22 protein-coding genes and 1 pseudogene are annotated in these 21,070 nt (G+C 68.4%); 16 read left to right on the top strand and 7 right to left on the bottom strand.

Features of this window, described 5'->3' with window-relative positions; all coding sequences use genetic code 11:
• The first annotated feature begins 302 nt into the window (after positions 1-302).
• A complete protein-coding gene (locus C6A87_RS22685; protein WP_311114304.1) occupies positions 303-1,025 on the top strand; it encodes a class I SAM-dependent methyltransferase in 723 nt (240 codons plus the stop codon).
• 44 nt (positions 1,026-1,069) lie between these two features.
• Positions 1,070-1,414: a hypothetical protein gene (locus C6A87_RS22690; protein ID WP_311114305.1), complete on the top strand. Its 345-nt coding sequence runs from the start codon at positions 1,070-1,072 to the stop codon at positions 1,412-1,414.
• Here the strand turns inward: C6A87_RS22690 and C6A87_RS22695 are convergent.
• Entirely contained in the window at positions 1,411-2,208 is a 798-nt protein-coding gene (locus C6A87_RS22695; protein WP_311114306.1) for an alpha/beta hydrolase, read from the bottom strand. The genes C6A87_RS22690 and C6A87_RS22695 overlap by 4 nt on opposite strands.
• A gap of 144 nt (positions 2,209-2,352) precedes the next feature.
• Between C6A87_RS22695 and C6A87_RS22700 the strand changes: the two genes are divergently transcribed.
• Together C6A87_RS22700 and rnhA are read left to right on the top strand one after the other, a co-directional pair.
• A complete protein-coding gene (locus C6A87_RS22700; RefSeq protein WP_311114307.1) occupies positions 2,353-3,003 on the top strand; it encodes a glyoxalase in 651 nt (216 codons plus the stop codon).
• Positions 3,000-3,464, top strand: a complete 465-nt coding sequence (gene rnhA / locus C6A87_RS22705) for a ribonuclease HI (protein ID WP_311114308.1) — start codon at positions 3,000-3,002, stop codon at positions 3,462-3,464. Before C6A87_RS22700 ends, rnhA begins: the two co-directional genes overlap by 4 nt.
• Before the next feature lie 8 nt (positions 3,465-3,472).
• Here the strand turns inward: rnhA and C6A87_RS22710 are convergent, their stop codons facing one another.
• Together C6A87_RS22710 and C6A87_RS22715 are read right to left on the bottom strand one after the other, a co-directional pair.
• Complete coding sequence (locus C6A87_RS22710; RefSeq protein WP_311114309.1) at positions 3,473-3,847, bottom strand: DUF4267 domain-containing protein; 375 nt, start codon at positions 3,845-3,847, stop codon at positions 3,473-3,475.
• 86 nt (positions 3,848-3,933) lie between these two features.
• Positions 3,934-4,410, bottom strand: coding sequence for a DUF1772 domain-containing protein (locus tag C6A87_RS22715; RefSeq protein ID WP_311114310.1), 477 nt, complete (start codon positions 4,408-4,410; stop codon positions 3,934-3,936).
• 98 nt (positions 4,411-4,508) lie between these two features.
• Between C6A87_RS22715 and C6A87_RS22720 the strand changes: the two genes are divergently transcribed.
• The 3 genes from C6A87_RS22720 (at position 4,509) to C6A87_RS22730 (ending at position 6,882) form a co-directional block, all read left to right on the top strand.
• Positions 4,509-5,087, top strand: coding sequence for a TetR/AcrR family transcriptional regulator (locus C6A87_RS22720; RefSeq protein WP_311114311.1), 579 nt, complete (start codon positions 4,509-4,511; stop codon positions 5,085-5,087).
• 64 nt (positions 5,088-5,151) lie between these two features.
• A complete protein-coding gene (locus C6A87_RS22725; protein WP_396836923.1) occupies positions 5,152-6,645 on the top strand; it encodes a serine hydrolase domain-containing protein in 1,494 nt (497 codons plus the stop codon).
• Between the two features lie 57 nt (positions 6,646-6,702).
• Positions 6,703-6,882, top strand: a complete 180-nt coding sequence (locus C6A87_RS22730; RefSeq protein ID WP_311118049.1) for a LuxR C-terminal-related transcriptional regulator — start codon at positions 6,703-6,705, stop codon at positions 6,880-6,882.
• Here C6A87_RS22730 and C6A87_RS22735 read toward each other — a convergent pair.
• The 4 genes from C6A87_RS22735 to C6A87_RS22750 all read right to left on the bottom strand — a co-directional run bounded on the left by C6A87_RS22735 (position 6,819) and on the right by C6A87_RS22750 (position 13,007).
• The gene (locus C6A87_RS22735; protein ID WP_311114312.1) at positions 6,819-8,687 is read right to left on the bottom strand and encodes a DUF222 domain-containing protein; all 1,869 of its coding nucleotides are present in this window, start codon (positions 8,685-8,687) and stop codon (positions 6,819-6,821) included. The genes C6A87_RS22730 and C6A87_RS22735 overlap by 64 nt on opposite strands.
• Before the next feature lie 25 nt (positions 8,688-8,712).
• The gene (locus C6A87_RS22740) at positions 8,713-9,498 is read right to left on the bottom strand and encodes a MerR family transcriptional regulator (RefSeq protein WP_311114313.1); all 786 of its coding nucleotides are present in this window, start codon (positions 9,496-9,498) and stop codon (positions 8,713-8,715) included.
• 4 nt (positions 9,499-9,502) lie between these two features.
• On the bottom strand, positions 9,503-10,267 hold the full coding sequence (locus C6A87_RS22745; RefSeq protein ID WP_311114314.1) for an alpha/beta fold hydrolase: 765 nt from the start codon (positions 10,265-10,267) through the stop codon (positions 9,503-9,505).
• A 457-nt stretch (positions 10,268-10,724) separates the two neighbouring features.
• On the bottom strand, positions 10,725-13,007 hold the full coding sequence (locus C6A87_RS22750; RefSeq protein WP_311114315.1) for an ATP-dependent DNA ligase: 2,283 nt from the start codon (positions 13,005-13,007) through the stop codon (positions 10,725-10,727).
• Positions 13,008-13,048: 41 nt separating this feature from the next.
• Between C6A87_RS22750 and C6A87_RS22755 the strand changes: the two genes are divergently transcribed.
• The 9 genes and pseudogenes from C6A87_RS22755 to C6A87_RS22795 all read left to right on the top strand — a co-directional run bounded on the left by C6A87_RS22755 (position 13,049) and on the right by C6A87_RS22795 (position 21,059).
• Positions 13,049-13,981, top strand: coding sequence for a carbohydrate kinase (locus tag C6A87_RS22755; protein ID WP_311114316.1), 933 nt, complete (start codon positions 13,049-13,051; stop codon positions 13,979-13,981).
• A complete protein-coding gene (locus tag C6A87_RS22760) occupies positions 13,981-14,928 on the top strand; it encodes a Ku protein (RefSeq protein ID WP_396836924.1) in 948 nt (315 codons plus the stop codon). Before C6A87_RS22755 ends, C6A87_RS22760 begins: the two co-directional genes overlap by 1 nt.
• Before the next feature lie 274 nt (positions 14,929-15,202).
• Positions 15,203-15,992, top strand: a pseudogene (locus C6A87_RS22765) (SDR family oxidoreductase).
• Between the two features lie 9 nt (positions 15,993-16,001).
• The gene (locus C6A87_RS22770) at positions 16,002-17,078 is read left to right on the top strand and encodes a diacylglycerol kinase (protein ID WP_311114317.1); all 1,077 of its coding nucleotides are present in this window, start codon (positions 16,002-16,004) and stop codon (positions 17,076-17,078) included.
• Between the two features lie 22 nt (positions 17,079-17,100).
• A complete protein-coding gene (locus C6A87_RS22775) occupies positions 17,101-17,349 on the top strand; it encodes a hypothetical protein (RefSeq protein ID WP_003930295.1) in 249 nt (82 codons plus the stop codon).
• 63 nt (positions 17,350-17,412) lie between these two features.
• Positions 17,413-17,592 carry a hypothetical protein gene (locus tag C6A87_RS22780; protein WP_311114318.1) on the top strand — a complete coding sequence of 60 codons (180 nt, stop codon included), beginning with the start codon at positions 17,413-17,415 and terminating at the stop codon, positions 17,590-17,592.
• Positions 17,593-17,661: 69 nt separating this feature from the next.
• Complete coding sequence (locus tag C6A87_RS22785; protein ID WP_396836925.1) at positions 17,662-18,897, top strand: Nramp family divalent metal transporter; 1,236 nt, start codon at positions 17,662-17,664, stop codon at positions 18,895-18,897.
• Complete coding sequence (locus C6A87_RS22790; RefSeq protein ID WP_311114320.1) at positions 18,898-19,968, top strand: poly-gamma-glutamate hydrolase family protein; 1,071 nt, start codon at positions 18,898-18,900, stop codon at positions 19,966-19,968.
• A complete protein-coding gene (locus C6A87_RS22795) occupies positions 19,968-21,059 on the top strand; it encodes a serine hydrolase domain-containing protein (RefSeq protein ID WP_311114321.1) in 1,092 nt (363 codons plus the stop codon). Before C6A87_RS22790 ends, C6A87_RS22795 begins: the two co-directional genes overlap by 1 nt.
• Positions 21,060-21,070 lie beyond the last annotated feature (11 nt).

The following is a 21,070-nucleotide window of genomic DNA, read 5'->3' on the forward strand; positions in this document are numbered from 1 at the left end:
TGGGCGGTACGCATAACCGGCGCCGAACCGGGCACGGCTGCGGCGCTGGTGCGCACCCTGCTCGCGGGCGTCGGATGTTTGCCCCCACCGAGGTCGGCGCTGCGGGGCGCACCGGCGGTCCGCCGGTGCGCCGACCGCGCCCGCCGCAACCGGGGGTGAACGGCGGCACCGGTATCGTCGTGAACACCGGCGATGGAAGCTACAATTCGCGCTGATGACGAGTGTGGACATCGCGTCGGCGGAAGGCCTGATATGAGCACCACACCAGACCGGCGCGCGCACCGACACCGGTCCCGCCCGACATGACCGGCAAGCGCTACGACGTTCCCGATGCGTTCGACGCCGGGGCCCGGGCCTACGACGGCCTGGTCGGCGCCAACCCCGGCTATCAGGAGCATCTTCGCCTGTCCGCGCAGCGAATGCAGTTGCCCGACCAGGGCCGGGGCCTGCGACTACTCGACATCGGTTGTGGCACAGGCTTGTCCACCGCGGCACTGCTGAGCGTGGCGCCGCACGCCGAGATCGTCGCAGTGGACGGATCGGCGGGCATGCTGGCGCAGGCGCGCGCGAAGAAATGGCCGGCGGCGGTGACGTTCGTGCACAGTCGCGCCGAGACACTCCACGACGCCGGGGTTACCGGCGCGTTCGACGGCATTCTCGCCGCGTACCTGGTCCGCAACGTGGACGACGGGGACGACGTACTGGGGTCGCTGCTGAAACTGCTCAAGCCCGGGGCGGTGCTCGCGGTGCACGAGTACTCGGTGCGCGACTCACGGCGGGCGACCGCCATCTGGAACATCGTCAGCACCGCGATCATCATCCCGGCGGGGCGCCTGCGTTCCGGCGACGCCGGTCTCTACCGGTACCTGCGCCGCAGCGTCAACGAGTTCGACGGCGCCGAGGAGTTCCGTGATCGGCTGCGGCGCAACGGATTCGTCGATGTCGAGAGCATGACCGTGCCGGGCTGGCAGCGCGACATCGTGCACACGTTCCTCGGCAGGGCCCCGCACGCGGCGACCGATTGACGTAACGCGGGATTAACCAGCTGCCCTTTCGGGCATCCGACACCATGGCATTCAAACTCACCTATTCCGATGGTCAAGAGTCCCAGCACGACGACGACACCGTGTGGGATCTCGACGACGGCGTGCTGAAGCTGGGACGGAAGAAGGGCCAGTGGTCGGTGCTGTTGTCACCCAGCCACTGGGCCGTGCTCGAGTTCGTCGGCTCGTCGAGCGACGACGGCGAGTCCGGCAAGGATTCCGATGAGGACTCCGACGACGATGATTCCAAGGACGACTCCAAGGACGACTCTGCCAAGGACGACGCTTCCAAGGATGAGGACAAGGACAAGTCCGAGACGAAGTCCAAGGACGACGACTCCAAGGACGACAAGGACGACAAGGACGACTAGACCGCGATTCCGGCGGCCGCCAGAATCAGGTCGGCCACCTCGCGCGGCCTGGTGATCAGCGACACGTGCGACGTGTCGAGTTCGATTGTGCGCGCGCCCATCCGGTGGGCCAGGAAGCGCTGCAGGTCCGGGTTGATGGTGCGGTCCTGGGTCGATACCTGATACCAGCTCGGCTTAGCATGCCAGGCCGCAGCCGTGGTGCGCTCGGCCGGCAGCGTCGCGCGGTTGCGGCCCTGCACCGCGAACAACGCCCGGGCCCGTTCTACGGGGACGCCCGCGGCGAAGTCGGACAGGAACGCGGCTTCATTCAGTTGGGCGTAGCCGTCCGAGGCGACCACCACACCCGCCGACGCGGGCGCTGTCGGGAACCGTTTCGCCAGCGCGGGGAAGTCCTCGCCTGCGTCGGGCGCCCGAGCCGACACGTACACCAGCGAGCTCACCGACGGGTCGTCGCCGACCTCGCTGACGACGGTCCCCGACCAGGAATGCCCGGCCAGCACCGTCGGCCCGTGCTGCAGCGCCAACACTCGGCGCGTCTCCGCCGCGGCGTCGGCGAGCGTGGTCAGCGGATTCTGTACCACCGCGACGTTCAGCCCGGCGTTCTGCAGGTGCGGCACCACGTCGATCCAGGACGATCCGTCCGCATACAGCCCGTGCACCAGCACGACGTTGCGGGCGAGAGTCGCGGCGGCGGGCACGCCACCGGGTGCCGCATGCGCCGACGCTCCCAGCCCGCTGCCGACGATCCCTGCCGCGGCAGCCAGCGTGAGACCGCCGAACGTTCTTCTCGACACGTCCACCCGAAACCCGCCTTCCCCCGTCGACTCACACCTGGACCGACCGTATGGGATGTGCGCGGCGCCCGCCCGGCGTGAGGCGTGGGGCGTGCGGTCGCGGACGGAAGTGGTGCTCGCCGCGACGTAGTCTGGGCGCCACCTATGACCGACACCCCGCCTGTCACCGTCGACGCACTGCACGTCGCTGATCCCGCCGACGCCTGGACGCAGGCCGGGTTCAGCGTCGATCCGGACGACGTCTGCCGCGTCGGCGGGGTGCGCCTGCGACTGGTCGGCCGCGACCACGGCACGGGCATCGTCGGCTGGTCCCTGCGCGGATGGCCGCCGGATCTCGACGTCTTCGACAGCATCCCGACCACCGGCTCGGACGCAGACCACGCCGCTGCCGCCGCACACGCCAACGGCGTGACCGGGATCGATCACGTCGTGCTCATGTCGCCGAACCTGGACCGGACGGTCGCGGCACTGGCCTCGGTGGGCGTGGCCCCGCGCCGCGAGCGTGACGCCGAATTGGGCGGACGCCCGATCCGCCAGATCTTCTTCCGGCTGGGCGAGGTGATCCTCGAGGTCGTCGGCTCCCCCACCGCAGCGGGCCAAGGGCCGTCAACGCTGTGGGGCATCACCTACGTGGTGACGGACATCGACGCGGCCGCGTCGTTCTTCGGTGATCGCACCTCCGCGGTGAAACCGGCGGTGCAGCCGGGCCGGCGGATCACCACGCTGCGGAACCTCGAGTTCGGGATGTCGGTCCGAACGGCGATGATCTCGGCCCCTTATCCTCGTACCCCATGAACGAGTCCACCGAGGACCCCGTCGTCATCCACACCGACGGCGGCTGCCGGCCCAACCCGGGCCCCGGCGGCTGGGGTGCCGTGCTGCGCCGCGGCGCACACGTGCGCGAGATGTTCGGCGGTGAGGCCGCGACGACGAGCAACAACCGGATGGAGCTGATGGCGCCGATTATGGCGCTGGAGGCGCTGACCCGGCCGGTGGTGGTGCACCTGCACACCGACAGCACCTATGTCCGCAACGGCATCACCAAGTGGGTGTTCGGCTGGGAGCGCAACGGCTGGCTGACCGCCGCCAAGCAGCCGGTGAAGAACGTCGATCTGTGGCAGCGGCTCCAGATCGCCTGCGCGCAGCACCGCGTCGAATGGTTCTGGGTGAAGGGCCACTCGGGTATCGCCGACAACGAGCTTGCCGATCAGTTGGCGACCCGCGGTCTGCAGGAAGCGGTCGCCGCGGCCGTCTGAGCTTCTCGTCAGAGCAGCAGCAGCGCGGCGGTCACGAGCATCAGGCCGGCGGTGCCGCCGTGCACTCCCCAGGCGATGGACCCGGGGCCGCCGTTGCGGAGCACGATGGCCGCATCGGCCAGCGGAATCACCGTGGCGGCCAGGATGACCCAGCCCAGCAGGTGCGTCGCGCCGGCAGCCAGGAGAATCAGGACGAACAGCCCCGAAGCGATGTCCCGGACGCCCTTCACGCTCAGATAGGCGCCTACGGAGGGCTGTCCGAGATCCGGTTGCACCCCGTATCCGGCCGCGGCGACGCGCGGCGCGACGAGGAATCGGGCACCGACGAAGATGATGGCCGCGGCGATGAGTCCGGCGAGGACGTAGCCGATGGTGGTGGTCATGGTGAAAGCTCCTCAGCTGTCGGCGGAGATCGATGATCCGCGAACGATGCTGTCCTGCAATCGATCCGCCGGCACAGAACCCCCCGTCAGACTGTCAGCGCCACGCACAGGGCGGCCACTGCCAGGCCCTGCAGTGTTGCGCGGGCGTCGATGATCCGTTCCCACCGGGCCTGCAGTGCACGGCCGTCCGGTAGCGACTCGCCGGCGGTCGCCGCCGCTGTCAGTTGCCGGTTGATGGGTGCGCTCACCCGCACGTAGAGCACGATCCAGACCGACAGCAGGACCAGGGCTGCCCCTGCCGCGATCGCCTGGGCCCAGTGGGCGGTGACCGTGGCCAACACGGCGGTCGTCGCCGCGCCGACGATCCCGATCACCCCGGGCACCGGCATCCGCCGGTCCCCGAACCGGTGCATGTTCCCCATCGCCGCGACCAGGGCACCGTCGTCGACGCGTGCCATCGCGGGCCGCACGACGATCGCGCAGAACACGTCCGTGCCGTAGACGACCGCGGTGGCCAGCACTGCGATCAGTGCGGCCGCGCTGGCGATGTGACCGAAGACCATGTCGGCATCTCCTCGGAAGTAGGTGCTAGCAACGCTAACCCCGAGATCGGCTTCGGTCAATAGCGGCGCTAGCACTTCTAGCGGTGCTACTGTGCGGTATGGCCGCCGAAGACCGCCGGGAACGCGAACGCGCCGCACGACGGTTGCTGATCATCACGACGGCGCGTCGGCTGGCCGAAGCCGAAGGCTGGGACGCGGTCACCACGCGTCGGCTGTCCACCGAGATCGAGTACAGCCAGCCCGTCTTGTACAAGCACTTCACCGGCATGGAACAGATCGCCGAAGCCGTCGCCCTCGACGGGTTCGGCGAGCTGACGGACGCGATCCGCGCCGCCCGCTCCGACGACGGCCCGCCACGGGACGCCCTGGCCCGGGTCGCACGCGCATACCTCGACTTCGCGGGCGACAACCCGGCCGTCTACGACGCGATGTTCACCCGCGCGACGACGTTGCGGTTCGCCGCCGACGACACACCGCCGCAGCTGACCGCGGCCTTCGCCGCGTTGCGCCACGCGATCGGGCGAGTGGCCGACGCACAGAGCATCGACACTCACACCGAGGTGTTCTTCGCCGCGCTGCACGGACTTGCCACCCTCGACCGTGCCGCACGATTGCGTCCCGACGCCGAATCGGACCGTCTCGACCAGCTCGTCGAGCAGTTCACCCGCGGCCGGTGAGACCGGCCGCGCGCGCCGGTCGGAGTCGGTGCGGCGGCGCGAGGCGAGGGCTACCGTCGACCAGGTGACGGTGCCAGGATCGCGGATGGCACGGGCGTGCGGAACGGGAGCCGTTCTCGTCGTCCTCGCCGCGGTCCCGTCGTGCGGCCACACCGCGCAGCCGCCCCCGGCGACCGATACGGCCGCGACGGCACCCACGACGACCGTGCCCACCACGAAGATGCCCACCACGAACCCGCCCGTGGCGCCCGCGCCCGAGTTCGCCCCCATCGCCCAGCTGGTGAACGACGCGATCGCGGCACACCGGCTGCCCGGCGCGGTCGTGATGGTCGGGCACGGCGGAAAGATCGTGTTCCGCCAGGCCTTCGGGCAGCGCAAGCTCGCCGGCGAACCCGGGCTGGACGGGACGCCCGCGCCCGCCGAGCCGATGACCGAGGACACCCTCTTCGACCTGGCGTCGCTGACCAAGAGCGTCGCGACGGCGCCGTCCGTCATGCAGCTGTATGACCGGGGCCGGGTGAAGATCGACGAGTCCGTGCAGACCTATCTGCCCGATTTCAACCCGCACAACGACCCGCGGCGGGCCCGGGTGACACTGCGCATGCTGCTGACACACACCTCGGGCATCGCCGGAGATCTGAGCCTGGACGGCCCGTGGGGGCTGGACCGGGCCGACAAAGCCGACGGTCTTCGCCGCGCGCTCGGCGCCTGGGTGGTGTACGAACCCGGCGAGCAATTCCACTACTCCGACATCAACTTCATCCTGCTCGGCGCGATCGTCGAGAAGCTCACCGCCCAGTCACTGGACACCTACGCCCGCGACCACGTCTTCACCCCGCTGGGCATGCAGGACACCCGATACCTGCCTGCAGCCAAAGCCTGCGGGCCACACCGGATCCGGGGCACCGCGCTCGTCGCCGATCCCGGGGCTCCTGCGGCCCGCGACTGCCCGGCGGGCACGTGGAACACCGAACTGCTGTCGCGCGTCGCGCCCACCGCGATCGACGAGGACACCCCGGGCATCAACCCCGACTTCGGCCATCCGCTGCGCGGGACGGTGCACGACCCGACCGCGCGCCGGATGGGTGGCGCGACCGGCAGCGCCGGGGTGTTCTCCACCGTGCACGACCTCGGCCTGTACGCGCAGGCCCTGCTCGACCTCCTCGCCGGCCGCCCCGGCACGTTCCCCCTCGACCGCTCCACCGCACAGCTGATGACGACCCCGCAGCAGCCCGGGCACCATCCGGGCCAGATCGACACGGCGAACGCGAAAGACGCTGTCAGCGTTCACTATCCGGCCATACCGGGACAGAACCTGCGCGGCTTCGGCTGGGACATCGACACCTCGCACTCCCGGCCCCGCGGCACCATCTTCCCCGTCGGCAGCTTCGGCCACACGGGCTTCACCGGGACGACGCTGTGGCTGGACCCCGGCTCGGACACCTACGTGATCGTGCTGGCGAACGTGATCCACCAGCGCGGCGGCCCACCCATCACCCGGTTGAGCGGCGACGTGGCCACCGCTGCGGCCCGGGCTCTACGCCTCTACGGAAGCTGACCGCACGCACCGGCACGCCCTTCTGGATTGGCGATCCTGCACACCCGCCTGGCCCGGTTGACAGGCGACGGATACACCAAATCAGAGACCGCGGCTCATCTGTTCATCAGGCCGCGCACCGTGGAATGGCACCTCGGCAGGATCTTCGCCAAGCTGGGGTGTCTTCGCGGCGGTCAGGCGGCTTGGTTGTCGGGTGGTGCGGGTCCGCCGGGTTGGCCGGGATCGTCGGTCCGTTGAGGGGCGTCTGACGCTGTGTCGCCGGTCTTCCCACCGTCGGCGGGTTCGGCCGGCGCGGCGATGTCGTCGGCAACCGCGGGTTCCGGATTGTCGGGTGGGCGGAGAAGCCGTTCGGGTCGGTGGTAGAAGTTGAGCCGGGTCTGGCCGGTGTCCAGGTGCGGTGGTGGGTCCCATTCGACCTCGCAGCGCTCGTTCATCCGCGTGGTCCAGCCGCCGTGTTCGTCGACGCTGCGGTTGTGCGGCCCGCAGGCCAGGCCTAGTTCGTCGACATTGGTGTTGCCGCCCTTGGCCCAATCAGCCACCACGTGATGGACCTGGGAACCGTACGCCCCGACGGTGCAGCACGGTTTGGTGCACCCGCCGTCACGGGCGATCAGCATGATCCGCTGCGCCGGGGAAGCGACCCGCCTGGTGCGGAACAACTCCAGCGCCGATCCGGTCGCCCGGTCGAACACCGCCAGATAATGATTGGCATGCCCGGCCATCCGGATCACCTCAGCGATCGGCACCACCGTGCCCCCGCCGGTGACACCGACCCCGGCCCGCGACTCCAGATCCTGCAGCGTGGTCCGGATGATCACCGACACCGGTAACCCGTTCAAGTTCCCGAGTTCCCCACTCATCAACGCAATACGGCCAGCCGCAACCAGCGCGTCGTGCTGACGCTGGGCCAGGCTGCGCTGATCGTTGTCGATCTGCGCCTGCGACGGGGTCCCCGACGTACACGGTTCCGGATCGTCGGGATTACACATCCCCGGCGCCGCGAACTTCGCGAAGATCGCCTCCCACACCGCCCACGCCTCCGGCGTCAACGTCGCAGACAGGTCGGTCATCCCGTCGGGGCGTTGCTTGCTCCTGGTCACCGCGCGCTTGCGGGCGCGTTCGGTGTCATCCGGCTCCGGACCGTCCTGATCGAGCAGGAACAACGTGCGGTCGGCCGAGTCCTTCAACTCCTTGGGTCCATTGCCTACCGCAGTACGGACAAGGTCGACCTCGATCTGCTCCCGGGTGGCCGCATCAACCCAGCTCGGCACCTTGTTGAGCGATCGGCGAATCACGTCGACGTGTTCGGCGTTGATCAGCCCGTGTTCCTGGGCGATCGCCGTCGCGGGCAACACCGGCGGCAGGGTCGGCCCGGTCAACGATGGCCGCGGCGCCAACACCGCGGCCTCGGTCAGCCGGCGGTGGGCCTCACCAGTCGAGATCCGCCACCGGACCGTCAACACCTCTTTCCACGACTTCGCACCCATCTGCTGCGGAGTCGCCTCGACCTGCAACCGCGCCAACAACCGATGACCGACCGCCGGCAGCCGACACCACAACGTTTCCAGTTCATCCAGGGCCCCAACAAGATCGGGCCGCGTCAGTAGATCGACCTCACAGCCGGCCACCTCATCGAAGGCAGCCCGCAACGCGGCGATCGCGTCCTGCAGGTCCCCACCCGACATACTTCGAACATACATTCGACCACCGACAAATTTCGTAGACTCGTCGATCGCCGCGGGCACGATCAGTCCGCCGCCCTCGGCCAGCGCCTCCAGCAGCCGCCGACGGTCGGAGTACCTGGCCTTCACCAGCGACCGGCCTTCGAGATACAGGATGTCGAACGCCCAGAACTCCACCCGGGTCGAGCGCGCCCGGTTCTGCATCTGACCGAAGTCGGGTACGCCGGACTCGTCGAGCGCCACCGCCTCACCGTCGAGGACGACATGGTGATCGGCGAGGTCGACGCCGAGCGCCTGCAACTGCGGGTACTCGCCGCTGAGCTCTAGCTGCGCGCACTCACCCCTGAGAGTGTGTTTCACACAGGGGAATCGAGAATTTTCTCACTCAGCGCGGATCTGATCTAGGGATCTCGACGCCTGCGGTGCGCAGTCTTGCCTCAACGAGCGATGCGAATCGGGCGGTCGCGGAGTCGTGTTCTTCGCCGTGGTGGGCGATCAGCCGGTACCGGGTCGCGGTCTCGGTGCCTGCTTGCAGGCCGGTCACGATCCTCAGTCGCTCCGGGTTGGCGAGGTAATACTCGGCCATATCGCCGGCTAGTTCAGCGACACGGGGATCATCCGCTGCCCATGTCGCCAGTTCGGCGCTGCGCTTGATCAGAGCAAGGAACCGGGGGTCACTCAAGGCGTGCTCGATATCAGTGAGGTAGTCGTCGAAGCCCTCGGGGACCAGCGCCTTGGCGAGCACAAACGATTCTCGGGCGGTCTGTACGTCATCCGGTGCGAAGCCGACGCTCGGCATTCCCTCCAGCATCGCTATTGCACGGTCGGGCAACAGGGTTCGATCACCGGATGTGAGCCGACGGAGCATGTCCCGCTGCTGGATCAGCTCGGCAATGCACGCGGTGAGGTGCCGCTCGACATCGGCAAGTTCGTCGGCGAACTGAGCGTCCTCGGAGTCGAGCAACACGGCGATGTCGGCCAACGGCACCCCAGCGACTGCCAGAGTTCGGACTTGCACCAACCTCAACAAGTCGGCCGAACCGTATCGGCGGTAGCCTGAGCCGTCTCGCGAGGGTTCGTCGACCAAGCCGAGCTTGTGGTAGTGCCGCACCGTCTTGATCGTGATGTCAGCGAATGCGGCCGCCTGGCCGATGGTCACCCCGACGGTCATCGACTCAGCGATCCTCTCGATCCAGTGCAGCGACCTCCCGTACGGCAGCGGCGACTGCCCGGAAGTCTTTACGCAAGATTTGTGTGTGGTTGCTTCTAACCTTCGCGCTGACACGCAGATTCGAATTCCGGCGCAGCACCGGCTCGAGGGAGGCACGCATCTTCTGGATCTCCTCCGCGCCACCACCGAGACTCGAACCTGAGCCCAGGACGTAGCGCACCGGGCAGCGTAGTCGCTCCAGCACTGGCTCTATGGCAGCACAGACTTCATTGATCTCGATGTTGACCTCTGCGTGCTGAGCGGCACTCATCGAAGCAGCCAGGCCGAACGGTCGAGCCAGCGGAAGGCCCCACCGCATCATGCGGAACGCACGCCGAATGCGTTCCCGGTTCGCCTGCCCGGTCAGCCCAAAAGGAACCGCGCCGTCGACCGAGACCACACCGGCAACCCGATCCGGATTGCGGTCGGCCCAGTGCACGGCAAGCGCCGCACCGTAGGACCACCCGACCAACAGCGGCCGGTCAACGCCCGTCGCGTCCACAACCGCATCGACATCACGCAGACACCCCTCAAAGGAATAGTCCAGCGAACGCTTCGACCCGCCACGGGCTCGCTCGTCATAGGTGACGTGTCTCCACCCGGGCCCGAGTTCGGCTATCACGCGGAACCAGGAACGCTGACTGGCGTACGAGCCGTTGAGATAGAGAACGGCAACCCCGGCGCTACGGGTGTCGGTTACCGACAAGGCCGTGTCGTCGAAGGGCACCATCCTGCTCCTTGATGCGGTGGACGAACGAATCATGCGCTCAGCATCCACCCTGCCCTCGGGTCAAGGTCAAGAACTGCCGGCGCAATAGACCTCGACGCCAGCACCCGGCGGGTCGCAGACGCGCTGACCGTGGCTACCACTACCAACACACGACCGGTATGCGACACCCGTCGCCTCCACGATGGGATTCAACGATCTGGACTTCATTTGTGTGCACAGACTTTCACCGGCAACTCAATTCCTGCACAACTGGCGGAGGTGCAGTACTCGAAGTGTGCGTTGCGCCAAAAGGTATGGACTCCCCTGCACCCCTACCGGCGCGTATCGTCCAAGCCGGCGAATTGGATCGCCACCTTCATGGGTCGTGCCTGCAGCTACGACATCACCGCTGCAAGAATCGAACTCGGCTACCCTCCGGCGGCGAACCTGGCCCAGGGACCGGCGCAGCAGTATCCGCTCACTCCCACCTGACGTCCTCGGGCACCTTGTCGGTGCGCAGTCCGCGCCAACTCGCCTGTCTCAGCCGGTTGTCCGACGTGCGCTCGCTGTAGCGCACTTCCCCGACCAGCTCGGGCCGCACGAACGTCACCCCCTTGGCATCCTGGGTCGGAAGCCTTGCTGCAAAGGGTGATTCGTCGGTCTGCAACGGCGCCAGCGTCTTCTTCAGCGCCGCCAGTTCCTTGTCGGTGAACCCGGTGCCGACCCGGCCGACGAACTGCAGGCCGTCGGCCACACCGCCTGAGCCGGGGATGCCGAGCATCAGCGCACCGATGCCGCTGGTGCGTCCGCCCTCCCCCTGGCGCCAGCCGCCGATCACCACCTCCTGGGTGTTCCAGATCTTGTCCTTGATCCACGCCGACGACCGGCGGCCCGGCTGGTAGGTGGAGTCGCGCTTCTTCGCGATGACGCCCTCCCACCGCTTCTTGCGGGCAAGCTCAAGCGCTTCGGGCCCGTTCTCGGCGTCGATCGCCGGCGGCACGATGAGACCACCGCCCTCGGCGAGCGCCTCCAGCAGCCGCCGGCGGTCGGAGTAGGTGGCCTTCACCAGTGACCGGCCGTCGAGGTAGAGGATGTCGAACGCCCAGAACTCCACGCGGGTCGAGCGCGCCCGGTTCTGCATCTGACCGAAGTTCGGCACGCCGGACTCGTCGAGCGCCACCGCCTCGCCGTCGAGGACGACGTGGTGCTCGGCGAGGTCGGCGGCCAGCGCCTGGAACTGCGGGTACTCGCCGGTGACGTCGCGTCCGCGCCGCGACCGCAGCGTGAGGTTGCCCCGGTCGGCGTCGACGAGCAACCGGTAGCCGTCCCACTTGCCCTCGAAGGCCCACTGCCCCTTGGTCATCCGCTGCACGGACCCCTCGGTGGCCAGCATCGGCGCCAGATCCGCCGGGGTGGGCTTGTTCTGGTCCTTCATCCGGTGGGCCAGCCAGTTCTTGCCGTCGGTCTGGATCAGCGCGTAGCGGCCCTCGATCTTCTCGCCGTGCAGCGTGACGATCACCTCGCCGCCCTTGGCCGGGCCGTCGGGCGGGTTGTCCCTGAACTTCTCGGTCTCGTAGGTGCCGGTGTCCCAGACATAGACCTCGCCACCGCCGTACTCCCCCTTGGGGATCTCACCGGCGAATGTCAGGTACTCCATCGGGTGGTCCTCGGTGTGCACCGCGAGGTGGTTCTGCGACGGCGATTCGGGCAGGTTCTTCGGTACCGCCCAGCTCACCAGCACCCCGTCGCGTTCGAGCCGGAAGTCGTAGTGCAGCCGCCGGGCGTGGTGTTCCTGGATGACGAACTTGTCGTTGTTCCCGGTCTTGGGCGCATCGGCGGGCACCGGCTCCGGCGTCTTCGCGGTGTCGCGCATGCTGCGGTAGCGGGTGAGCCGGTCGGGAACCGGCACCGGCGGATCGAGGTCGGCGAGCAGGTCGCCGTCCCGGTCGAGCCGGTCGAGCACCTCGTCGAACGTCAGGTGCTTGAGGTCGGGGTCTTCGATCTCCTCCCAGGTGCGCGGCGCCGCCACGGTCGGGTGTTCGCGGCCGCGAAGCGAGTACGGCGCGATGGTGGTCTTGTTGCCGTTGTTCTGGCTCCAGTCCACGAACACCTTGCCTGCACGCAGGCTTTTCGTCATCGTCGCGGTGACCTGCTTGGGCATCGCCTGTTCGAGTTGCTGGGCGACGCGCTTGGCCAGCACCGAGGCGCCGCGGGAGCTGATCGGTTCGTCCAACGGGACATAGAGGTGCACGCCCTTGCTACCGCTGGTCAACGGGAACGTCCGCAGCCCGATGTCGGTGATCAGGTCGCGGACCTCGTGGGCGACCTCGCACAGCTGCCGGAACGTGACCCCTTCGCCGGGATCCAGGTCGAACACGATCCGCGTCGCCGGTCCCACATCACCGTCGGCCGTGAAACGCCACTGCGGCACGTGGACCTCCAGCGCCGCCTGCTGCGCGATCCAGGCCAGTCCCTCCACGGTGTCGATCACGGGGTAGGTGGTGGTGCCGGATTTGTGCACGATGGTCGCGCGGTCCAGCCAGTCCGGCGCGGACGAGGCCAGCTGCTTCTCGAAGAACGCCTCGGCTTCGACGCCGTTGGGCCAGCGTTTCCGCGTGACCGCCCGGCCGGCGATGTGCGGCAGCATCGCCGCAGCGACGTTGATGTAGTACTCGAAAACCTGCACCTTGGTGGTCCCTGTCGCCGGGTACAGCACCTTGTCCGGGTTGGTCAGCTTCACCCGGTCATAACGGTCCACCACAACACGGTATTACCCGCTCTGGGCACGGTAGCGTCGAAATCATGCGGGCACTGGTCATCGGTGAGGCACTCATCGACATCGTGGAACGCGACGGGCAGTCTGTTCGCGAGCACGTCGGCGGCAGCCCCCTGAACGTCGCCGTCGGGCTGGCGCGGCTCGGGCGCGACGTCGACTTCCTGACCCACATCGGCACCGACGAACGCGGCCGGCGGATCGCCGAGTACGTCGAATCCTCAGGCGCGCAACTTGTCCCGGGCAGCACGTCGGCAGCCCACACCGCCACCGCGCGGGCGGTGCTCGACGCGCAAGGTTCGGCGACGTACTCGTTCGACATCGACTGGCAGCTCAGCGGCATCCCGGAGGTGGCGCCGCCGCTGGTCGTGCACACCGGTTCGATCGCGGCGGTGCTGGAACCCGGCTGCCTGGCCACCGAGGCGTTGGTGGCCACCTATCAGCTCTCGGCCACGGTCACGTTCGATCCGAACATCCGTCCCGCGCTGATCGGCGACCCGGACGCGGCCCGTGCGCGGATCGACCGCCTGCTCGAACGGGCCGACCTGGTCAAGGTCAGCAGCGAGGATCTGCACTGGATCGATCCGACGCGCACGCCCGAACAGATCGCCGGCGAGTGGATGGCACTGGCACCGAGGATCGTGGTGGTGACGTTCGGCGGCGAAGGTTCGCTGGCGATGTGTGCGGGCGGAACCGTGCGGGTACCTGCCGGGCATGTCGACGTGGTGGACACCGTGGGTGCGGGCGATGCGTTCATGACCGGCCTGATCGACGCGCTGTGGTCGATGGACCTGCTCGGCGCCGACCGGCGCGACCAGCTGGCCGGGATCGGAACCGACGCGCTCACGGGTGCGGTGCGCGCGGCGACGGTGGCGTCGGCGCTGACGGTGGCGCGTCCTGGCGCTGATCTGCCTGATCGTGTCACCCTCGATCGAGCCGCCGCATCGGACATACTGGGCTGATGCGGTCCATTTGGAAGGGCTCCATCGCGTTCGGACTGGTCAACGTCCCGGTCAAGGTGTACAGCGCCACCGAGGACCACGACATCAAGTTCCATCAGGTGCACGAGAAGGACAACGGCCGCATTCGCTACAAGCGGGTGTGCGAGGTGTGCGGCGAGGTGGTCGAGTACCGCGACATCGCCAAGGCCTACGAATCCGAGGACGGCCAGACGGTGATCATCACCGACGACGACATCGCCACGCTGCCGGAGGAACGCAGCCGCGAGATCGAGGTGCTGGAGTTCGTCCCGGCCGCCGACCTCGACCCGCTGCTGTATGACCGGTCCTACTTCCTGGAGCCCGAAGGCAAGTCGTCGAAGTCCTACGTGCTGCTCGCCAAGACGTTGATGGAGACCGATCGGGTCGCGATCGTAAACTTCGCGCTGCGCAACAAGACCCGGCTGGCGGCGCTGCGGGTCAAGGATTTCAGCAAGCGCGACGTGATGGTCATCCACACGCTGCTGTGGCCCGACGAGATCCGCGACCCCGACTTCCCGGTGCTCGACCAGAAGGTCGACGTCAAGCCCGCCGAGTTGAAGATGGCCAGCCAGGTGGTCGATTCGATGACCGACGACTTCAACCCGGACCGCTACCACGACGACTACCAGGAACAGCTGCACGAGTTGATCCAGGCGAAACTCGAAGGCGGCGAGGCGTTCACCACCGAGGAACAGCCGCAGGACCTCGACGAGACCGAGGACGTCTCCGACCTGCTGGCCAAGCTCGAAGCCAGTGTGAAGGCGCGCAAGCAGCAGAGTTCGTCGAGTAAGTCCGACACCGACGACGGTGACGGTGACGGTGACAAGCCGGCCAAGAAAGCCCCGGCGAAGAAGGCCGCTTCGAAGAAGGCCCCGGCCAAGAAGACAGCGAAGAAGGCGCCCGCCAAGAAGACAGCCGCCAAGAAGTAGACCCACGCCGGCGGCACGTGACGCGGCAGATCGGCCGGCCGCCGGGTACGGCCCATCAGTCCCGCCTATCCGCTTTTTGCGGCACACCACTCGCACGTTCGCTGGGAACAACGGATTCCTGTTACTCATGTGAAGAAGCGGCGGATGACCGGAGCGACGAGCCACCCGAGCGGTCATAGCGCCGAACGCTCCGATTAGAACGTGTTCCAGAATCAGCTCACATCGATCCGGTGTCCTTGCTAGCGTGACGCCCCGTGAGCACAGGGAGGCGCGCGTGATTCTGGACCGGTTCCGACTCGACGATCAGGTGGCCGTGGTGACCGGCGCGGGCCGCGGCCTCGGCGCGGCGATGGCGCAGGCCTTCGCCGAAGCGGGCGCTGACGTGCTGATTGCCGCACGCACGCGGTCCCAGCTCGAAGAGGTCGCCCAGCAGATCGAGGCCGCCGCCGCGCGCGCACATCGTGGTCGCCGACCTCGCCCGGGCGGAGGACACGGCGGCGCTGGCCACGCAGGCCGTCGACGCCTTCGGCCGACTAGACATCGTCGTCAACAATGTCGGCGGCAGCATGCCGAACGCGCTTCTCAACACGTCGGTCAAGGATCTGCGCGACGCCTTCGCGTTCAACGTCGCGACGGCGCACGCGTTGACCACCGCCGCGGTCCCGCTGATGCTCGAGCATTCCGGCGGCGGCAGCATCATCAACGTCACCTCGACCATGGGGCGCCTCGCCGGTCGCGGGTTCGCCGCCTACGGCACGGCCAAAGCCGCGCTGGCGCACTACACCCGGCTCTCCGCCCTCGACCTGGCGCCGCGTATCCGGGTGAACGCGATCGCCCCCGGCTCGATCCTGACCTCGGCGCTGGAGATCGTCGCCGACAACGACGAACTGCGCGATCCGATGGAGAAGGCCACGCCGCTGCGGCGGCTCGGCGATCCGCTCGACATCGCCGCCGCCGCGGTCTACCTCTCGTCGCCGGCCGGCAGTTATCTCACCGGCAAGACACTCGAAGTCGACGGCGGCCTCACCTTCCCGAACCTCGACCTGCCCATCCCTGATCTGTGAGGAGGCGTGATGGCCATCAGAGTCGCCGCCGTCGGCACCGGAAACGTCGGCAGGCACGCGCTGGCGCAGTTGATCACCGATCCCCGCTTCGAGCTGACCGCGGTGTGGGTCTCCTCGCCGGCCAAGGCCGGCAAGGACGCCGGCGAACTTGCCGGACTGCCGGATCTGACGGGGGTTTCGGCCACCACCGACCTGGACGCGGTGCTGGCGACGCAGCCGGACTGCGTGGTTTACACCGCGCTCGCCGACAACCGGCTGCCCGATGCGCTCGAAGACTATCGGCGCATCCTCGCCGCGGGCATCAACGTGGTCGGCAGCAGCGCGGTGTTCCTGCAGCACCCATGGCAGGTGCTGCCCGCTGAGCTGATCTCGCCCATCGAGGAGGCCGCCGAGACGGGCTCGTCGACCATATTCGTCAACGGCATCGATCCCGGTTTCGCCAACGACCTGCTTCCCATGGCGCTCGCAGGTACCTGCCAGCAAGTTCACCAGATCCGCTGCATGGAGATCATCAATTACGACACCTACGACAGTGCCGCGGTGATGTTCGACGTGATGGGTTTCGGCGGGAATCCGGACGACACGCCGATGTTGCTGCAGCCGGGCGTGCTCAGCCTGGCGTGGGGGTCGGTAGTACGGCAGTTGGCGGCCGGGTTGGGCATCGAACTCGACGAGGTCACCGAGACGCACGTGCGAGTGCCCGCGCCGGAGGCGTTCGACATCGCGGCGGGCCGGATCGAGAAGGGCACCACCGCGGCGATCCGTTTCGAGGTGCGCGGGATGAAGGACGGAAACGTCGCTGTAGTGCTCGAACACGTCACCCGTCTGCGCGACGACCTGTGCCCGGACTGGCCGCAGCCGGCCCAGCACGGCGGTTCGTACCGCATCGAGATCACCGGCGAGCCGTCCTACACGCTCGAGCTCTGCCTGAGCAGTCCCCACGGCGACCACAACCACGCCGGACTGGTCGCGACCGCGGCCCGGGTGGTCAATGCGATTCCGGCGGTGGTCGTAGCTGCGCCCGGAATTGTGACCGCCCGGGAGTTGCCGCCTATTACGGGCCAAGGTCTGTACGCTGGAGCTTGACAATCGCTGGAAGGATCCTGAAATGAAGGCTCGCCTGACTACTCTCGCCACTCTTCTCGTCGCTGGCGGCGCCTCCGTCGCGATCGCCGTGGCCCCCGCCGCGGGCGCCCAGCCGAGATGCTCCACCACTTCCGCCGGCGCCGGCGGCGAAACGCAGGTCTGCGAATCGCCCGGCAACGCTCAGATCAGTTCGACGCCCGGCATGTACGCCTTCCCGTGGTACGGCGGCGGCATGTTCCCGTGGGAGGGCTACGGCCCTTACATGTTCTGATCGGACATGAAAGTCCCTTCGCGAACTGCCGCAGTGTTTTTCGCGGGCTTCGGCGCGCTCGCCATGCTCGTAGCCCCCACCGCTGCGGCCTCCCCTGACTGCACGGACGTCGGCAAGACGGTGACGTACTGCACGACCAACGGAAGCACTCAGATCACCAGCACGCCGCCGCCCTGGAACTACGGCGGCTGGATGGGCTTCGGATTCTGGCCGCTGGTCGGCGCGTACGGTCTCGGCCCCTAAGCGCTCAGCCCGGTAACCGCCGGAGCCGGACGCTCCTATCACCTGCCGCGGCGGGTCCCCGGTGCAAGAGTGGGGACCGTGACGCGGGAAATCCGGCCCGGGGCCCGATCGCGCTTTGCGCTCCTCGGGCCCGCGTTCGTCGCGGCGATCGCCTACGTCGACCCCGGCAACGTAGCGGCGAACGTCAGCGCCGGCGCGCAGTTCGGTTTCCTGCTGCTGTGGGTGATCGTCGCCGCCAATCTGATGGCCTGTCTGGTGCAGTATCTTTCGGCCAAGCTCGGCCTGGTGACCGGCGCCTCGCTGCCCGAGGCCGTCGGTGCCCGAATGGGGCGTCCGGCGCGGCTCTCCTTCTGGGTCCAGGCCGAATTGGTCGCGATGGCAACAGATCTCGCCGAAGTGGTCGGTGGCGCCATCGCGCTGTATCTGCTGTTCGATCTGCCGCTGCTCGTCGGCGGGGTGATCACCGGTGCGGTCTCGCTGGCACTGCTGCTCGTCAAGGACCGCAGCGGGCAGCGGGTGTTCGAGCGGGTCATCACGGGTCTGCTGCTGGTCATCGCGATCGGATTCCTGACCAGTCTGTTCGCCTCCCCGCCGCCTGTCGACGAGGCGGTCGCCGGCCTGATCCCGCGTTTCGACGGCGCCGAGAGCATCCTGCTCGCCGCGGCGATGCTCGGGGCGACGGTGATGCCGCACGCGGTGTACCTGCATTCGGGTCTGACCCGGGACCGGCACGGTCATCCGGACGCCGGACCCGCACGCAAGGCACTGCTGCGCATCACCCGCTGGGATGTCGGCATCGCGATGCTCGTCGCGGGCGCGGTGAACCTGTCCATGCTGCTCGTCGCCGCCACCAACCTGCAGGGGGTCGACGACACCGACTCGATCGAGGGCGCGCACGCCGCGGTGCAGACCGCGCTCGGCCCGACCGTCGCGCTACTGTTCGCGATCGGTCTGCTGGCCTCGGGGCTGGCCTCTTCCTCAGTCGGGGCCTACGCCGGCGCGATGATCATGCAGGGTCTGATCCGCCGGTCGGTGCCGCTGCTGACGCGCCGGCTGGTCACGCTGCTGCCCGCCCTGGTCGTCCTCGCGGTCGGTGTGGACCCGAGCCGTGCACTGGTGTTGTCCCAGGTCGTACTGTCGTTCGGCATCCCGTTCGCGCTGATCCCGCTGATCCGGCTCACCGCCGACACCGGGCTGATGGGCGCCGACGTCAACCACCGGGTCACCACGACGTTGGGCTGGATCGTCGCCGCGCTCATTACCCTGTTGAATGTGGTGTTGATTTATCTGACCCTGACCGGCTGAATGGGTGCCCGGCACTTTTACTTCGCGTACGGCTCGAATCTGTGCGTGCAACAGATGGCGCGCCGCTGCCCCGACGCCACCGAGCCGCGCCGGGCGATGCTGGCTGACCACGACTGGCTGATCAACGAGCGCGGGGTCGCCACCGTCGAACCGTTCGCCGGCGCCGAGGTGCACGGGGTGCTGTGGCGGCTCTCCGATCGCGACCTGGCCACCCTCGACAGCGCCGAGGGGGTGCCGGCGCGGTACCGGCGCGACGAGCTCACGGTGATGACCGAGCACGGGCCGTCGAAGGCGTGGGTCTACATCGACCATCGCGTCGAGGCGGGGCCGCCGCGTCCGGGCTACCTGGAACGGATCCTCGACGGAGCCCGCCACCACGGCCTGCCGCACCGATGGATCCAGTTCCTGGAGCGGTGGGATCCCAACCGCTGGCCGCAACGCTCGCAGCACACCGCGTCCGTTGCGCCGCAGAGCCTCTCCGAGCTCCTCGCCGATCCCGCCGTCGCCGAAGACTCGGTGCTGCGCTCCCGGTTCGGGTTCCTGGCGATTCACGGCGGCGGGCTGGAGCAGATGACCGACGTGATCGCCGAGCGCGCCGCCGACGCCGCGGGCGCGTCGCTGTACGTGGTCCGCCATCCCGATCACTATCCGCACCACCTGTCGTCGGCCAAATACGATCCCGCGCAATCGGATCGGCTCGCGGAGTTCCTCGACCACGTCGAGGTCGTGGTGTCGCTGCACGGCTACGGCCGGCTGGGCCGCAGCAACCAGATCCTGGCCGGCGGGCGTCACCGCGACCTGGCCGCACATGTCGCCGGCCACGCCGACATCCCGGGGTACCGGATGGTCACCGATCTGGAGGCGATCCCGAAGGAGTTGCGCGGACTGCACCCGGACAATCCCGTCAACCGCGTCCGCGGTGGTGGCACCCAGCTGGAACTGTCGGCCCGGGTACGCGGCATCAGTCCCCGCAGCGGGCTGCCCGGTGACGACGGACTGTCCCCGGCCACCTCCGCGCTGGTTCAGGGTCTGGTGCGCGCCGCCCGCTCCTGGCAACTACCGTCGCGGTAGTGCGTCTCACCGCCGCTGCTGCCGCCCTGGTGTTGGTGACCGTCACCGCTCCGGCCGCCGGCGCCCAGCCGGACCCGGTCGAGGCCGCCGTGGCGGCCGTCGTCGCCGCCGACGGCCTGGCCGGCGCGGTCGCAGTGGTCCGTCACGGTGACGACATGACGACCACCACCGCCGGATACGCCGACGACGAGGCCGGGGCCGCATTCGTGCCGAACACCCGTGTCCGCGTCGCCAGCATCACCAAAACCTTTGTCGCCGCGGCGATCCTGCAACTCGTCGGCGAGGGCAGAGTCGACCTCGACGCGTCCGTCGAGCGGTATCTGCCCGGCCTGTTGCACGGTCGGGGCATCGACGGCAACGCCGTCACCGTGCGGCGGCTGCTGCGCCATCAGAGCGGCCTGCCCGAGTACTACGGCGCGGACACCGAACCGCTGACCGGGCCGGTGGATCCGCGCGACCTCGTGGCGCGGGCCATGGCCCGTCCGGCCGCGGACCCGTCTCCTCCGGTGGCGATCTACACCAACACGAACTACGTCGTGGCCGGGCTGCTGCTGGAGTCGGTGACCGGCCGCCCGGCGGCCGAGGAGATCACCCGGCGCATCATCGACCCCCTCGGACTGACCCACACCTACTTCCCCGCTGCCGGGGACACCTGGCTGCGCGCACCGATGGCGCACGGCTACGAGAACGTCGCCGGGCAACGACAGGACGTCACCGCCGGGGAGCCCTCGGACGAGTACATGGCAGGGTCCTTGATCTCCACCAACGAGGACACCACCACCTTCATCACCGCGCTGCTGGCCGGACGAGTGGTGGCCGCGCCCGAGCTGGCGCAGATGACGGACACCGTGCCGTGGCCCCTGCACGGACCCGGGTTCCGCTACGGGCTCGGGCTGGTGAGCATCGACCTCGGATGCGGGGTCACGGTCTGGGGGCACAGCGGGGACCTGGCCGGCTACCACAGCATCATGGTCGCGGCACCAGGCCACCCGGCGGTGTCCGCGACGTTCACCCAGGGCAGCCCAGGAGTGAAGACCCTCGCCGACGATCCACGGGCGCAGGTGCTGGCCGCCACATACTGCCCGGGTTAGCCACACCCATC

This window comes from Mycobacterium sp. ITM-2016-00317, from assembly GCF_002968295.1.
Taxonomy (GTDB): Bacteria; Actinomycetota; Actinomycetes; order Mycobacteriales; family Mycobacteriaceae; genus Mycobacterium.